This is a genomic window from Pseudomonas sp. FSL W5-0299 (assembly GCF_005930655.1).
Lineage (GTDB): Bacteria > Pseudomonadota > Gammaproteobacteria > Pseudomonadales > Pseudomonadaceae > Aquipseudomonas > Aquipseudomonas mandelii.
The window spans coordinates 83,227-98,784 of the sequence record NZ_RXHX01000009.1 but is presented as its reverse complement, the minus strand read 5'-3'; the positions used below and the strand labels follow the sequence as shown (position 1 = coordinate 98,784).

Below are 15,558 nucleotides of genomic sequence, written 5' to 3'. Positions count from 1 at the left end.
TACCACCCGACTCGGGTGGCCGCCCGATACCTTCTCCCGATTCCGCGCTGCGCAATCAGCAGCGGCGCGCTCTCAGTCAGGAGACGACCATGTCCGAAACCGTTGCCCCGAGTGCAGAAGAGCTACTGACCCAACTGGTCACCGGCCCCTCGATCAGAGAAGTCGCAGCGGCCGCGCTGAGTCCTGCGCTCAACGCGCTGTATCCGCTGTTGAGGATTGACCCGACACTCGCCACGGTCGTCACCCCGACCTGGGTCGATACCGGCACCGAGGTAGTGCCCGGCCCCAACGTGTTTGAATCGCTCACCGATGTGTTGGTACGACTCGGTTTGTCAGGATCGACGGTGACGCTCATCGATGGAGAACACTTCCTGACCCTGCAACCGGGCGCGGAACCGCAGGCTCAACTGCCGGTGAAAATCGATGCCATCGGCTGCCTGCTCAATGCGCTCGCACCGCAGTTGTTTATCGCCTATCAGCAACAGCAGCTTGATTACTGGAACCAGGAGACAAGCCCTTCGACGCCGCGCTGGCATTCGCTCGCGAAATCGCTGCAGGACATCTGGAGCCCCGATCCCGCCTCGGACTGGGATGCGGATGAAAAAGCCATGGCCCAGGCCATCTTCGATCATCCGGATCGCGCAACTCGGACACAGGACAAGTACCTGACCAAGGCCTGCCTGATCGACACCGATCGGCTTGAGAACGCCGTCAGCGAACACCTGCGCGTTCTGGATATCGCCGTGTTCGTGGGCACATCGGGCACGCGCACCCTGGTGCTGACGCACTCGATAGCCGAAGGGTTCAAGCGTTACGACTCGGTTGCCGCGCTGGGTGAAGCCGTGTTCAAACACCCTGGAACGTCAAGCGCCGAGCAGACCCTGCAATGGCGTCTGTATGAGCCCGAGGGCAACTTTTTTCACCACCAGGCCTGCGCGCTGATTGCGCTCGAGGTCGAAGCCATCGGTGCATTCGGTGCGGTCCAGCGCGCGTCAGCCACACCTCTTTCGCCGCAAATCAGTGCGGCGGCAAAAAGCTTCACTGAATTTGAAGCCCTGCCGTCGTCACGCTTCAACAGGGTTCAGGGGTTGCTGACCGACTGGCTGAAAAACGCTTCGTCGGCGGACCTCTCCCGCTACAGCCGACACTTGATGGACCTGGCACAGCTGCGGGAACAGGACGCTGGAAAAACCTTCGACGAGGACATCGCGTCACTGCCGGCGTTTGCGCTGCAGACCCTGCGAGAGCAGATGATCAAGGATCATCCCGCGGCAGCGGACCTGGACCTGCAAGACATTGAAATCAGCATCACCAGCGTCGTGGTGCTCGGCGCTGTCGTGATACCCGGCAAGACGCAGACCACCACGCTGTCGCTGATCGAGCTGGCGCTGCAAAACCTGATTGCCATTCCGCTGGGAAACAAGACGGTGAACTGCAAAAACGGCGACGCAGTGCCCATCTGGATGACCCCTGCCTATCTTGAAAAGCTCGTCACACAGGTCAATATCGGTGGGGTTTACCCGGCGCTGATCAAGCGCAAGTTGCTTGACGACCCGGCAGAAACGTTGCGACGACAGACGCTCTACACCCGCCATCTGCGTATCCAACTGCCCTTGCAGGCGCTGCAACAGAAGATGCGCGGCGAGGCGGGTATTGATGAACGTGGTTACCAGTACGTTAATGCCGTCATGCTGGAAAACGCTGCCGACCGCAGGGTAAACGGGCAGGAGATTGTCATTCGACCGCTGGCCTTTATGACCGGTGATCGCGCCGGCAGCCAAGGCGATGAAGTCGCCAACATGTTCGTCATCGGCCCCAGGCTCACCGATCAAGGACCGTGCCTGCTCTACCGACCATTGCTCACCCCCTCGTTGATGCAATACCCGAGCGAGGCCAATCTGCTGTATGCCATCAAACACGAAAAATCACTTCGCCAATCGATCCTGGCCTGGCTGTCCGACGATGTTCGGTTCAACTATTCCCAGTATGTGTTCTCGGGTGATTTGCCTTCGGTCTGGACGTTGACCCAATTGCTGGTCGATCCCACGTCAGCCCTGGGCAAGATGGGCACGGTGACGCTCAGTGCAGCAGCCCTTGATGACACGCCGCTGGCCGCCCTGTTCAAGGCCAACGCCAACGCCATGATTACCTTGGCGGACCAACAATCGGTGTCCAATGCGCAAGCCCGCTGGGCAACACTCAAGCAAGGCACATGGATGCTGTTCAATGTCGCGCTGCCCTTTCTTGGTCGCACCGCCGGGGTGGCTGCGTGGATCTGGCAGATCATGGACGACTTGCAGGACATTACCGAGGCCGCTGAGAACGATGACAGCTCACTCGCCTGGTCCGCCCTGACCGATCTGCTGTTGACCCTCGGCATGGTGCTGGCTCATCGCGCCGCCACTCGCAACAAGCCCGTCTCGCGGTTGCCCGAGAAGGTCGAGCCGCCACGTGTCATACCCGAAAGCAAGCCTGCGCACACCATCACGGTGAGTCATCTGCCCGACCTCAATCAGCCTCCACCCTCCCATGAGGTAGCGATGCACGCCATCGCCACGCTGCCGCCTTCATCCCTGGGCGTCTTGCTTGATGAACTGGCCGTCGCCGAACCCAAAGGGATGGCCGCCGCCTCCAGCGAGCCCGGCCTTCGCCAACACCTCGGTTCGCTCAAGGGAAAATGGTATGCGAAGGTTGGCCAGCGATGGTTCGAGGTCACCCTCAACGACAATGACGATGTGCAGATCATTGATTCACGCCGGTCTCCCGCACGCACGGGGCCGTTGCTGATCAAGAACGCCAGGGGTGAATGGTTTATCGATACGCGGCTGAGGCTCAAGGCCGGAGGCAAGGAGAAACAACGGCTGGAGCAACAAAACCGGCAACGCCAGGCTGAACTGAAACAGCAAATGATCGCGTTCGAAAGCCAGACCCAAAGCCGCGAAACAGAGCTCAAGGAAGCTCAAAAAAACGCCCAGGCGACGACCGCCACCGACACCCATCGCCGCGTGTACCTTGAAATGCTCGACGCGCAGATGTCACTCCTCAGCACCAACATGGAACAGATGAAAGCCTTCAATGCTCGCGAGGCGATTCCCAATTACCGAAAAGCAATGATCAGTCGCCTGGATTTCCAGCTGTCGCTGCTGCAAAGATGGTTCGTTCAACAGCAGTCGGTTTTCGGCAATCAAATGCGCTTTTCCCTCGATCTTCTCGACAACCCGTCAACGGAAAATACACAGACCACCCGGCAAATCCATCAACTCACCGGCGAGTTGACCGCCAGCTACATCAATAAAATCGAGTCGGCACAGGCGTGCTTCGAGCAACTGAACCTGCTCGGCAAAGAAGCCATCGAAGTGATCCGCGACGTTAAAGCCAACATGCCGTCGTTCGATTTAAAGGACCTCAAACTGTTTCAGATCACACTCGGCCAGGAGTTGTGCCTCGACAACAGCGTTGAGCCCGCACCTGAAGCGCGCCAGGCACTGGAGAGCGTTGTCGAAAATGCAGGCCTTGCGATTCAGGCCTCACTGGACCTGATCGCTGACGAAGAAGTGCTGCACTTGCCGGATCGGATCGACGGGCTCAGCGATCTGGTGGAGCAACTGACGATCACCGACCAGCGCATCGTCGATCTGCCCACGGAGTTTCCCGGTCAATTCCTGCAACCAGCCCTCGACGTGATGCGCCAACGTCTCGACGGTTTTCAACAGCGCACCGTGAAACACCTGGCGAGCTTGCTGCGGGAGCGCAAGGCACTCGAGCCGCTACCCGGCCCTTCCCGTCCACCGACCGCGCCCGCCAAGCGAATCATCAAGACCCGCTACAAAGGTACTGTGGTGGGTCAGCCTCGTGCCGACTCCATGACACACGGTTCAGAACTGATCGACGTGACCTCGGCGTTGACCGGTAAAGTCATCTCGACTTTTCATGAGAAAACCCCGGGGGTCTGGGTTGAAAGAGTGGCCCCGCCACCGGTTTCCACCGTCGTTCTCCAACCCGACTTGAGTGCAAGCACCGCTCAAGGGCAGGCGTTGCTGGAGGGATTGGAAGCGTTCATTCGTCGAACGCAAGCCCATTCAAAAGGGATGCGTCGAATCCCCGTGGAAATCGAGGAGATGTTTCATCAGCAGGCTCACCGGCTGCAGGACGCCGCCAGCGCAATCGACGCAGCGTTGGTCGCGACCAATGCCACCGAGGGCGGTCCGGGATCCGTCGTCGTTTTGGTCAAGCAGCTAAACGACGCGGCGACCAAGCTGTATAACCAGGGACGCGTCACGCGAATCAGCATGACCAAACTACAGCCGCCGACAGCGGAGCGCGTCCGCTGGCTGCAAAGCGAAGGTCAGGTCGACATCGTCAAGAATCCAGGCCGACGCTTGCTCAAAAGCCGTAAACGAGACTATCTCGAGGAATATGAGGTCCGCGATCACAGCAACCAAAGTGTTCTGTGGTATGCCCACTTCCACTATGCGGAGCCCGCTTCACCTGCACAAACCTTCACCGCGGCACACCTGAAAACCGTGCAACAACGACTGCTGGGTGGCGCATCCGAGTCCCGCCACGCCAACGACGACCTCCAGGCGATCTCGATCTACCGCAGCGAGATCAGCCCGCAACTGGCGACGTCCCTGTTCTTCGCAAAAGTACCGGCCTCGGCCTCAGGGTCATAAACCGTGCTGAACCCGAGACCTGCATTCGCGGGTCTTTTTTTACCCGCGATATCTATCTACCACCTCCAGTGGCCGACGCCTGATTACCGTCGATGCACCAAGAGGCTTTCCCGGCCTCGTCATTGCCCCCAGGTATCCGCCATGAGCAACAACACCCCGCCGCCCCAGAATGACTCGACACCCTTGCTGGACACCTGCGACCTGGTGAGCCTGACCAGCCACGGCCCGACGCTCAGCGAAGTGGCGTCGCAGCTGCTGCGCCAGGCGTTGAAAAAACTCTCGCCAGACTTGCAGATCGACCCGGATAACGCCTTCGTCGGCACCCCTCGATGGCTCATCGTGGACAACCACATCGAGGCGGGCCAGACCGGGTTCGAATCTCTGACCGTGGCACTGATGCGCCAGGGCCTGTATGGAACGACGGCCAACTACCTCGAAGGCGAACATTTCCTCACCCTTGAGCCGGGCAGCAAAAACCCGGTTCATCTCGCGGTCTGCATCGAGGACATTGCAAAGATACTCAACGACTCGGCATCGATCCTGTTCATTGAGGCTCAAGCTCGGCAACTGGCGTTCTGGAATGCCAAGGGGCATGCGATCCCCCGCTGGCATGAGCTGTCCGACACGCTGCGAAAGGCGTTGAACGTGCAGAAGGTCACAGGCTGGGACGCCGCTGAATGCGCGATGGCGCGTGAAGTGTTCAGCGCCCCGGACAAAACCACCCGTAAAAATGTAAATCGCGAGTTTTCCGCCATTCAGGCGTGCCTGCTCGATATCGACACCGTCGAGAATGACATCACCCAACATCTGTTGATTGGCGGTGCGCTGGTGCTCAAGGCCACATTTCGCACGCGCCCATTGCTGGTGATGTACACCATCGAGCGCGGGTACGAGTCGTTCGGTTCGATGGAAGAGCTGGGCGACTCCCTTCCCCCACGCCTGGCAGAACAGCCCTTCGGACGCGATCTGTCCTGGCGGCTTTATGAGCCGGAAGGCAACATCTTCGATCACATGGCGTGGGCGCTGGTCTCGTCACAATTGGATGCCATCAGCTCATTGCAGTTTATTGAAGCCCCGGCAGATGAGGCCGAACCCGAAACCGGACTAGACCCCGACGAAAAAGCGCGATTCCTGCAACTGAACAACGCAATTCCCGATTGGCTGCGCAACGCCGCCTATCAGGACATTCAAGACTACGGCCGCTACATCAGCGCACTGGGCAAGTTGTACCGTCAACCGGACAGTCAATTGGCCAACACCGAGATCCCGTCCGTCACCGACTATGCCCAGCGGCGGATGCGTGAAGCGATCATTGCGGACCCTTGGGCGGTCGGCGCCGCGAACCTTGCGCTGGACGATCTGCGGATCAACATCATCCACAGTTTTACCGCCGACAATTTCACCCTCCCCAACCCCCTCGACCAACGCATTGAAACGCTGGCCGACTTCGCTCTGGAGAACCAGGCGCCGTACATGGCGACCGTATTTTTCAAGGGCGGGGAAACCGTTCCGGATTGGCTGACCGTTGAATTTCTCACCGCCGTGTCAGCGCGAGTGGACGTCGGCAAGGCTTACCCCGAACTAATCAAACCCAAGTTGCTGGAGGACCCGATCGCCTCTCGCCGTCAGGAAAACTTCTATCGCGATCAATTGCGTTTTTTGCTGCCACTGCAGGCATTAGAAGCCAGATTCAAGCCTGAAACCGGTGTGGACGAACGCGGATACCGATACATCTGCGAGCTGCTCGATCCCGATGTCAGCCCCAAAACGGTAGCCCTCTACCCGCTGACCATGACCCCGCAACATCGCTTGATCAGCAGCAGCGATACCGTCGACAACATGTTCATCATCAGTCCTCGAGACGCGCACAGCGGGCCATGCCTGCTTTACCGGCCGATGCTCGATGAGCCCCTTATTCAATACCCCTCAAGACAAAACCTGTTGTATGCGCTGCACCAGCCCGGCGACCTCAGGGACACGGTGCTGGCCTGGTTGCCCGACGAAAACCTGAGTGTTGAATATGCCCACTCTGTTTTTCCCACCGGCCTGCCCTCTCCATGGCTGATCGCGGAACAAATCGTCAATCCCTTGCAGCACGCAGACAAGTTCGGACGCGTGGTTTTCGAAAGCGTCGAGATCACCGGCGACATTCTGTCTGCGCTGTTCCAAAGCAACGCGCGGATGCTGGTCGACCTCGCCGACCGTCAGTCGCGATCCAATGCCGAACGGCGCTGGAGTGTGTTGAGGGACAGTGGCTGGGCGCTGTTCAACGTCGCCTCGAATGTCCTCAGCGGCGCGGTCGGCACAGCCGTCTGGGTCTGGCAAACCATCAATCAGATCCAACAGGCACTCAATGCTCATGAGCAGGATGACCGCTTCATCGAATGGACATCGGTGTCGGACATTCTGCTGGCAATCGGCATTATCCTCAGCCACCACGCCGTGATGCGACGCAGAAGGCTTTCGAGCAAGCCCCGGATCGAGCAGGTGCCGAAGTGGAAATCGCCACAATCCCAAAAAGCGGTGGCCGTCACGCTCAATCCCGTTCCGCTGGCACCGGACCTTCCACCCACTCACCTTTCCTTCCTGGAGGTGGCCGGCTCGGTTCCACGCCGAACACCGACCGCTCTGGGCGTTTACCTGGACACGCTCAAAGTCACGGCTCCGGATATTGCCAGCGCCAACGTGACGAAGGTTAAAGAAGCCCCTCCGCATTTTTACCAACATAACTTCCGAAACTACGCACAGGTGGGTGATCGGTGGTTTTACGTCGACGTCAAAGGCGACGATGAAATCCATATCGTTTACCCGGATCAGCCTGAGCGAAACGGTCCGATGCTCAGGGATGACGGCCACGGGCAATGGGTGCTCGACCTGCGTCTGCGGTTGCGAGGCGGGGCCGGAAATGCGGTCAGCCGCCATCAGGAAGCGGCTGACGAACAGCGCAAAGACACGTTGAGGGAGATCCTGAGCGCCTTCAAAAGCCAGGAAAAAACCAAGGAAACCGAGCTGAAAACGTTACATGACAGCATCGCGCAGGCCAACGCTGGAAACTACGATCAGCGGACGACGGTGTACATTGAAAAACTGGATAAAGCGATCGACGAATATCGCCAGGCGCTCGAACAACTACGCGAATGGCGCACCCTCGGCGGGACGGAAAACTACCAGGAAGACTTGCTTCGCATGAGCGTGGTGCTGGAGAAGAATCTGTCTTTGTGGTTTGTCCTGAAACGATCCGAATACAGTCAGGCCACCCGTGTCCTGACCCAAGGCAACGAAAACGAACCCGTTGCCTGGCAATCGCTCGTCGACAATGTGCAGAAGGCATCGGACATCGGTGAGGAGCTGATTGAAAAGCTGACTCTGTTTTCGTCGACACTCGAGGACATGCACGTAGCCGGACGCCCTGGCATTGAGCGCGCCATGCAAATCAGAAAACTGGCGCCTGCCTTTACCGTGCTGGATATCAAGGCCAATGAGATCGGCATGTCGCAGGAACTGTGCCTCAATGAACAGGCCAGCCCCCTGATGCAGCAGGCTCGAGACGCTGTGGGGCATATTGCAGTGAGCGCCGCGAAGGCCGCGATTCAAATGGCGGACCTGATGAAAAGTGAAGGCGCGGTTTCCGATGTGCAGGCGCATGTCGAGGCATTGAACAGCCTGGTCGAGACCTTTGCCGACGCTGACCAGCGCATTCAGGAGTTGCCGGGCACCTACCCTGGCCTGGTCAAGCAACCCAGGCTCGATCATGTGCAATCGCTTATCGACGAGTTCGCGCAGCTCGCACAAAGCCGGTTACAGGCGGTGCTGCCAGAACCGGAACCCTTGCCCGTGCAGGCTGCGGTAGAACGAAGTCATGCGGTTTCTTCCCGACAACTGATCAAGGTACGCAAGACCCGACCGCGTGATCCCGACAAAACCGAACCGGAAAAAACCACGGAAGATCCGATCAGGTCGTTTACCCCCGCCGTTTATCAGCAACCCGCTCCAGTGCTGGATGATGCTGGAAAAGTCGAGGCCGGCATCGAGCTGAACCTGGACACGGCCAAATTCATCGAACGCACCCGCAAGGACGCGTTGCGCCCAAGACGCATCCCGGCCGATCTTCAGGATGTGTTCGAGCAACAGGCCTTGAAACTGGAGCAAGCGGCCAGCAGCGTCGATCAAGCCGTGATCAACAGCAGGAAAGACCACACATTCTCTTTTCCGGTTGCCACGCTGAGCCGCGAGTTACGTGATGGGGCCAGTCGTCTGCGCAAAGAAGGTGTCAGCGTTCGCGCCGATCTTTACACCCGGCGCAAACCGACCCAGAGCACGTTCAAATGGATGCATGAAAACGGCCAGCTCGACCTCGGCCGCGACAGACGAGGGCGTATCCAGACCCGAGGGCTCGGCGATTATTTCCAGGAGTACCGGATTGTCGACAAGACCCGCAATCAGCCGTTGTGGGTTGCACATTTCCATTACGAGACGCTGTCGAGTCCGGCCAATGCGCCCACCGCGGCCCATCTGAAAATTTCAGATGACTACCTGAAAACACTGCCGCTGGACCAGCAACAAGCGTTGACCACCTTCGAACCCATCGATGGGGTGTTCAGAAAGCTGGAAGATCCTGCGCTGCGAAAACTCTTCCTGGACCTGGAGCCCCAGGCAAACACCGCAGCAGCCACCTAAGGACGCCAGACCTTTTCCAGTCGCCCGAGCGCGGCGCTGATGGCCGCCTCGGGCACCGCCGCGAAACCCAGGACCAGCCCCGCGCGCTGGTCCATAGGTGTTGTCGAATCCGGCAACCAATAACCGCTCAGGGCATTGATCTCGACGTCGACACTCGCCGCCTGTTCTACCAGCTCGCGCTCGCGGGCCTGTGAGTCGACCGCCACGGTCAGATGCAGCCCTGCCGCGACACTCGGCAGGCTGCCGACGCCGGGAATATTCCGCGGCCAACCGGCCAGCAAGGTATTGCGCCGGCTCAGGGCCGCGCGACGCATGCGGCGGATATGCCGCTGGAAATGCCCGGCAGCCATGAACTCGGCCATGACCGCTTGGGTACTGACCTCGGAGTGCCGGACGTCCACCGCTCGACGTTGCGAGAACGCCTGCACCAGCGTTGGTGGCAACACCAGGTAACCCAGGCGCAGCGCCGGGAAGGCAACTTTGCCAAACGTCCCGACGTACAAAACCCGGCCCTGCCGGTCGAGTGCGGCCAACGGGGCCAGTGGCGCGCCGCTGTAGCGGTATTCGCCATCGTAGTCGTCCTCGACGATCCAGCCTTGGGTACGTTCGGCCCAGGCCAGTAACTCAAGACGTCGCGCCAGGCTCATCACCACCCCGGTCGGGTATTGATGCGACGGCGTGACATACGCCAGTCGACAATCGCTGAGGCCATTCAATTCCTGGCAGTCGATGCCCTCACTGTCCACCGCCACGCCATGCAATCGCGCACCGGCCACGGCGAAGGCATGACCTGCCGCCCGATACCCCGGATTCTCGATCGCCACCCCATCGCCCGGTTCCACCAGCAGCTGTGCACAAAGGCTAATCCCCTGCTGCGCGCCGCTGGTGATCACTATTTGCTCAGCCGAACACTGCATCCCTCGTGAACTGCGCAAATACGCGGCGATCATGCCGCGCAAACGCTCGTCCCCCGCCGGATCGCCATAACACAGTTGCTGTAAATCCGGTTTACGCCAGAAAGCGGCATTCAGCTTGGCCCAGACCTCGAAAGGAAATAGATCGAACGCCGGAACACCCACCCGAAAAGCCCGCGGCGGACCGCTCGGCGGCAGGGCCAAATGGTTCTTTTCTACGCGCCCCAACGCGCCACTGTGGATAACCTTACTGGATGAAATCACAGGTAAATCCAGCCAATTTGTGGATAAGGCTGTGGGTAACCCTGTTGACATCCCTGTGGATACTTTTGTGGATAATTTTTTCCCGGGTGCCGCCCCTTCGATAAACCCCTCGGCATAGAGCTGATCGTAGGCCCGCACCACACTGTTGCGGGAAATTGCCAACGCCGCCGCCAGATCCCGGGTGGCCGGCAATCGCGTGCCACTGGCCAGTCGTCCGTCGAGCACCCGCAGGCGCAAGGCCTGATAGAGCTCGCGACTCAGACCTTGGCGACGATCGAGTTCGATACCCGCGGGGTTGAAGGACAATGAAAGCGACGTCTCGCTCATGACAATGGACCTACGAAATTGGTCATTAATGGCTCTTACAACAGACCAATAGCCTGCCTAGGATGGATGCATTCGCCAAGGAATATTTCCATGTACAACCCCAGCGGCTTTGCCATCAAAGATTTGCATGAACTGCAGCAGCAGATAATCGACACGCGTCTCGCCCTGGTGGTCACCCACGGCGAGCAAGGTTTGCAAGCCAGTCATCTGCCGCTGTTATTCAATCCTGAGCAGGGCCCGAATGGCACCCTCTACGGCCACTTCGCCCGGGGCAATCCCCAGTGGAAGGAACTGCAGAACGGCGCCGAAGCCCTGGTGATTTTTACCGGTGCCGACGCTTATGTCAGCCCGGGGTTTTACCCGAGCAAAGCCGAGCACGGCAAAGTCGTGCCGACCTGGAACTACGTCGCCGTGCACGCTTACGGAACCGCCGACGTGTTCACCGAGGCCGATCGCCTGCTCAACCTGGTGAGTGCGCTGACCGATCGTCACGAAGCGAGTCGCCAGCAGCCGTGGAAAGTCACCGACGCGCCCGCCGACTACATCGACGGCATGCTCAAAGCCATCGTCGGGTTTGCCCTGCCGATCCAGCGCCTGGAAGGCAAGCGCAAGCTCAGTCAGAACCGCAGCGCTGCAGACATCGCCGGTGTGCGCGAGGGGCTCGCCGCCAGCCCTGATGTGCATGACCAGGCCCTCGCCCACTTGATGCGTTAAGGAATGATCATGAGTCAGATTGAAATTCGCCCGGTCAGCGCAGACGATCACGCCGCCTGGCTGCCGCTGTGGCAAGCCTACCTGCGCTTCTACAACACCGAATTGGCCTATACGGTCACGGACAGCACCTGGCAGCGCATGCTCGACCCGAATGAACCGACTCACTCGGCGTTGGCCTGGGTCGATGGCAAGGCGGTCGGCATGGTGAACTTCATCTACCATCGCTCGAACTGGAGTATCGAAAACTCCTGCTACCTTCAAGACTTGTTGGTAACGCCGCAAACCCGGGGCACCGGCATCGGCCGCAAGCTCATCGAATTTGTGTACGCCACCGCCAAAGCGGATGGTTGCTGCAAGGTCCACTGGCTGACCCACGAAACCAACGCCACCGCGATCCAGCTCTACGAGCGCATCGCCGAACGCCCCGGTTTCATCCAGTTTCGCAAAGCCCTTTAAGGTTCAAGGAGAACACTATGTCGACTTCACTCGCAGACTGGAAAGGCGCCCCGGCGCCGTCGGTTCAAGCCATCGAAGGGCGTTTCATCCGCCTGGAAAAACTCGACCCGTCGCGTCACGCCGAGGGTTTATGGAAAGCCCTGCAAGGCCCGGGATCAGACCCGAAACTCTGGGACTATCTGCCTTACGGCCCTTTCCCGGAGCGTAGCGCTTTCAATGATTGGCTGAACAACCATGCAGCCAACAGCGACCCGTATTTCTTCAGCGTGATCGACCGTGCCAGCGGTGATGTACAGGGCCTCCTGAGTCTGATGTCGATCGTCCCGGCCCAAGGTCGCATCGAAATCGGCCACGTCACCTTCGGCGCGCCGATGCAGCGTTCGCCGAAAAGCACCGAGGCCGTTTACTTGCTGGCCAAGGAATCCTTTGCACTGGGCTACCGGCGCCTGGAGTGGAAATGCAATAACGGTAACGCCCGCTCCAAGTACGCGGCCGAGCGGCTTGGGTTCAGTTTTGAAGGCGTGTTCCGTCAGCACATGGTGGTCAAGGGACAGAACCGGGATACGGCGTGGTATTCGATTCTGGATTCAGAATGGCCGGCGATTGGCGCGGGGTTTGAGCAGTGGCTATCCGATGAAAACCAGACGGAGTCCGGGCAGGTGAAAACACTGGCTGAATGCCGCGGTTAATTCGTCGACTGTACTGACGTCTTCGCGAGCGAGCCCGCTCCCACAGGTTCTCGGTTGACCACACTTTTGTGATCAACACATAACCCATGTGGGAGCGGGCTCGCTCCGGGCGGCGTTCCGGCGAATGGCTTCACGCCAATTTTTGCGCAAGCACCGCTATATGCTCAGGCCCAATCCCGCAGCATCCGCCCAAATGACTGGCGCCGCGCGCTTTCCAGTCCACCGCCCACTGCAGATACCCCGGCGGGTCGAGATCCTCGCGCAACGGGTCCAGACCGTCATTGGCCGTGGCCTCTTTCGGTTGTGGCGGGAACGCATTGGCGTACGCGCCGATGTGAATCTTCACCCCCAAACGCTGAAAGGTTTCCCGCGCCGCATCGATCGCAGCGCCGATCACTTCCGGCTGACTGCAGTTGAACAGCAATACCTCGATGCCCAGTTCAGCCGCCACCGCAGCGGCCTCAGCGACGGGCTCACCGGAACGTAAACGCGGCACTTCGTCCGTGTCCTCATCCGTCAAGGTAAACGAAAGCCAGAACGGCTTTCCGTCCTTGGGCAGGCCGGCGTGTATGGCCCGCGCCTCGACGATGGAGCTCTGTGTTTCGGCTAGCCACAGGTCGACATGAGGTGCCAGCCCCTTGACCAGCGGCGTCAGCAATTCAGTCACCCGAGCAGCGTCAAAAAGGTCTGGGCGATAGGAGCCGAACAACGGTGGCAACGAACCGGCCACACGTACAGCCTTGCCCGAAGCCTCCACCGCCCGCCGCGCCAACTCACCGGCCAGCGCCGCGAGAGCCTGCCCTTCTGCTGCAAAACGCTCTTCGCCGATGTGAAACGGCACCACCGCGTAACTGTTGCTGGTGATCACGCTGGCACCACTTTCGATATAAGCCGCGTGCACCGCCTCTACTGCCTGCGGCGCTTCACTCAAGGCCAGCGCCGACCATTCGGGCTGCCTGAAGGGCGCTCCAGCGCGCTGCAGTTCACGACCCATACCGCCATCCAGAATTACCGTGCTTCCTGCGCCCATATGCTTTTCACTCATATGCTTATGAAAATAACTCACTACCAAGGTAGTTCTTATAACTATTTAATACGCACCATTCGGTTAATCACAACCACTTTTTTCAGGGATCGACTGTGAAATTTAAACCACTCCTGGCCCTGGGCCTGACGATTCTGGCTGCCTCCACCCAAGCCTTTGGCGGAGCAACGCTGGACCGCATCGAACAGAAGAAAGAACTGGTGGGCGTGTTGATGGAAAGCTATCCACCGTTCTCATTCCTCAACGACCAGAACCAACTCGACGGATTTGACGTCGATGTGGCCAAAGCCGTGGCGGACAAACTGGGCGTCAAACTGCGTCTGGAAACGCCGTCCTGGGACGTCATCGCTGCCGGTCGCTGGAGCGGCCGTTACGACATCTGCGTCTGCTCGATGACGCCGAGCAAGGCACGGGCCGAAGTCTTCGATTTCCCGGTCGAGTACTACGCTTCGCCAGCCGTGATCGTGGTCAATGCCAAGGATGATCGCATTCACAGCGCCAAGGACCTCAGCGGCAAGAAAGTCGGCCTCACCAGCGCCTCCAGCTACGAAAGTTACCTGAATAAAAACCTGGTGATCGAAGGCGCTGAAGACACCCAGTTGCAGTACCCGTTCGAGGATGTGCAAATCGCGCCGTATGACACCGATAACGTGGCGTTCCAGGACCTGGGGCTCGGGGCCGGCGTGCGACTGGATGCGATCCTCACCAACCTCGTCACCGCGCAACCGCGTCTGACCGAAGACAAGCGCTTCAAGCTGGCCGGCGAGCCGCTGTACTCGGAGCCGAACTCGGTGGCCATCGAGAAAGGTGACGCGCAGTGGGACGCCAAGGTGCGTGAGGTCTTTGCGCAACTGAAGCAGGACGGCACCCTGAGCAAGCTCTCGCAAAAATGGATCGGTGCCGACATCAGCCAATGACTTCTTTCCCGACACCTCCTCAGCCACCGCAACCGGTGGCTGAGTCGCGGCTGCAACGAATTTTCGGTTTCCGCACGCGGCTGTATCTGACGTGGGCGGCGATGTTTGGTTTGTTCGCCAGTTTCTTCCTGAGCTTCGACCTGAAGTTCTCGATCATCCTCGACAAACTGCCCAACCTGATCGGCCTGCACCTGGCACCGAACGGCTTCTTGCAAGGCGCGGCGCTGACGCTGTTTCTGTGCCTGGCCTCAATTGTGACGTCGTCGCTGCTGGGTTTCGTCACCGCTCTGGCTCGGCTGTCGAAAAGCGCCGTGGCCTTCGGCATCGCCAGTTTCTACGCCTCGTTCTTTCGCGGCACGCCGCTGCTGATCCAGATCCTGCTGATCTACCTCGGCCTGCCGCAACTGGGCGTCGTTCCAGGCGCAGTCACCGCCGGCATCATCGCCTTGTCGCTTAACTACGGCGCCTACCTGAGCGAAATCTTTCGCGCTGGCATCCTCGGTGTCGCCCATGGACAACGCGAAGCCTCCCTGGCACTGGGCATGCGCGAAACCGTGATCTTCTGGCGCGTCACCCTGCCCCAAGCCATGCGCACCATCATCCCGCCGACCACCAACCAATTCATCTCGATGCTCAAAGACTCGTCGCTGATCTCGGTGATGGGGGTTTGGGAAGTGATGTTCCTGGCGCAATCGTATGGACGGTCGAGCTATCGGTATATCGAGATGCTGACGACGGCGGCGATTATTTACTGGGTGATGTCGATTGGACTGGAGCTGATTCAGGCAAGGATGGAGCGGCATTACGGGAAGGCGTATTTGAGTCGGAGTTAGGCTGAAGGTGCACACGCAGACATCATTCTGTAAAAACCCTCCGCTATAC

General features: G+C 59.3%; 9 protein-coding genes. 7 read left to right on the top strand and 2 right to left on the bottom strand.

Going from position 1 to position 15,558, the window contains the following annotated elements; all coding sequences use genetic code 11:
- Positions 1-89: 89 nt before the first annotated feature.
- Together FHL16_RS14000 and FHL16_RS13995 are read left to right on the top strand one after the other, a co-directional pair.
- A complete protein-coding gene (locus FHL16_RS14000; protein ID WP_077748545.1) occupies positions 90-4,673 on the top strand; it encodes a dermonecrotic toxin domain-containing protein in 4,584 nt (1,527 codons plus the stop codon).
- Positions 4,674-4,814: 141 nt separating this feature from the next.
- Positions 4,815-9,350: a dermonecrotic toxin domain-containing protein gene (locus tag FHL16_RS13995; protein ID WP_077748544.1), complete on the top strand. Its 4,536-nt coding sequence runs from the start codon at positions 4,815-4,817 to the stop codon at positions 9,348-9,350.
- Here the strand turns inward: FHL16_RS13995 and pdxR are convergent.
- Positions 9,347-10,855, bottom strand: coding sequence for a MocR-like pyridoxine biosynthesis transcription factor PdxR (gene pdxR, locus FHL16_RS13990; RefSeq protein ID WP_077748543.1), 1,509 nt, complete (start codon positions 10,853-10,855; stop codon positions 9,347-9,349). The two genes, FHL16_RS13995 and pdxR, sit on opposite strands and share 4 nt — an antisense overlap.
- A 90-nt stretch (positions 10,856-10,945) precedes the next feature.
- On the opposite strand from pdxR, the gene FHL16_RS13985 reads away from it, so the two are divergent.
- From FHL16_RS13985 to FHL16_RS13975, 3 genes are read left to right on the top strand one after another with little or no spacing between them, the layout of a single operon-like run.
- Complete coding sequence (locus FHL16_RS13985; protein WP_077748542.1) at positions 10,946-11,569, top strand: FMN-binding negative transcriptional regulator; 624 nt, start codon at positions 10,946-10,948, stop codon at positions 11,567-11,569.
- A gap of 9 nt (positions 11,570-11,578) precedes the next feature.
- Positions 11,579-12,025 carry a GNAT family N-acetyltransferase gene (locus FHL16_RS13980; protein WP_077748541.1) on the top strand — a complete coding sequence of 149 codons (447 nt, stop codon included), beginning with the start codon at positions 11,579-11,581 and terminating at the stop codon, positions 12,023-12,025.
- A 17-nt stretch (positions 12,026-12,042) separates the two neighbouring features.
- Positions 12,043-12,714, top strand: coding sequence for a GNAT family N-acetyltransferase (locus FHL16_RS13975; protein ID WP_077748540.1), 672 nt, complete (start codon positions 12,043-12,045; stop codon positions 12,712-12,714).
- A gap of 130 nt (positions 12,715-12,844) precedes the next feature.
- On the opposite strand, the gene FHL16_RS13970 is transcribed toward FHL16_RS13975, so the two are convergent.
- Entirely contained in the window at positions 12,845-13,744 is a 900-nt protein-coding gene (locus tag FHL16_RS13970; RefSeq protein WP_077748539.1) for a homocysteine S-methyltransferase family protein, read from the bottom strand.
- Positions 13,745-13,854: 110 nt separating this feature from the next.
- On the opposite strand from FHL16_RS13970, the gene FHL16_RS13965 reads away from it, so the two are divergent.
- Together FHL16_RS13965 and FHL16_RS13960 are read left to right on the top strand one after the other, a co-directional pair.
- Positions 13,855-14,676, top strand: a complete 822-nt coding sequence (locus FHL16_RS13965) for an ABC transporter substrate-binding protein (protein ID WP_077748538.1) — start codon at positions 13,855-13,857, stop codon at positions 14,674-14,676.
- Positions 14,673-15,509, top strand: coding sequence for an amino acid ABC transporter permease (locus FHL16_RS13960; RefSeq protein WP_010465367.1), 837 nt, complete (start codon positions 14,673-14,675; stop codon positions 15,507-15,509). The genes FHL16_RS13965 and FHL16_RS13960 overlap by 4 nt, the downstream gene beginning before the upstream one ends.
- Positions 15,510-15,558: the final 49 nt, after the last annotated feature.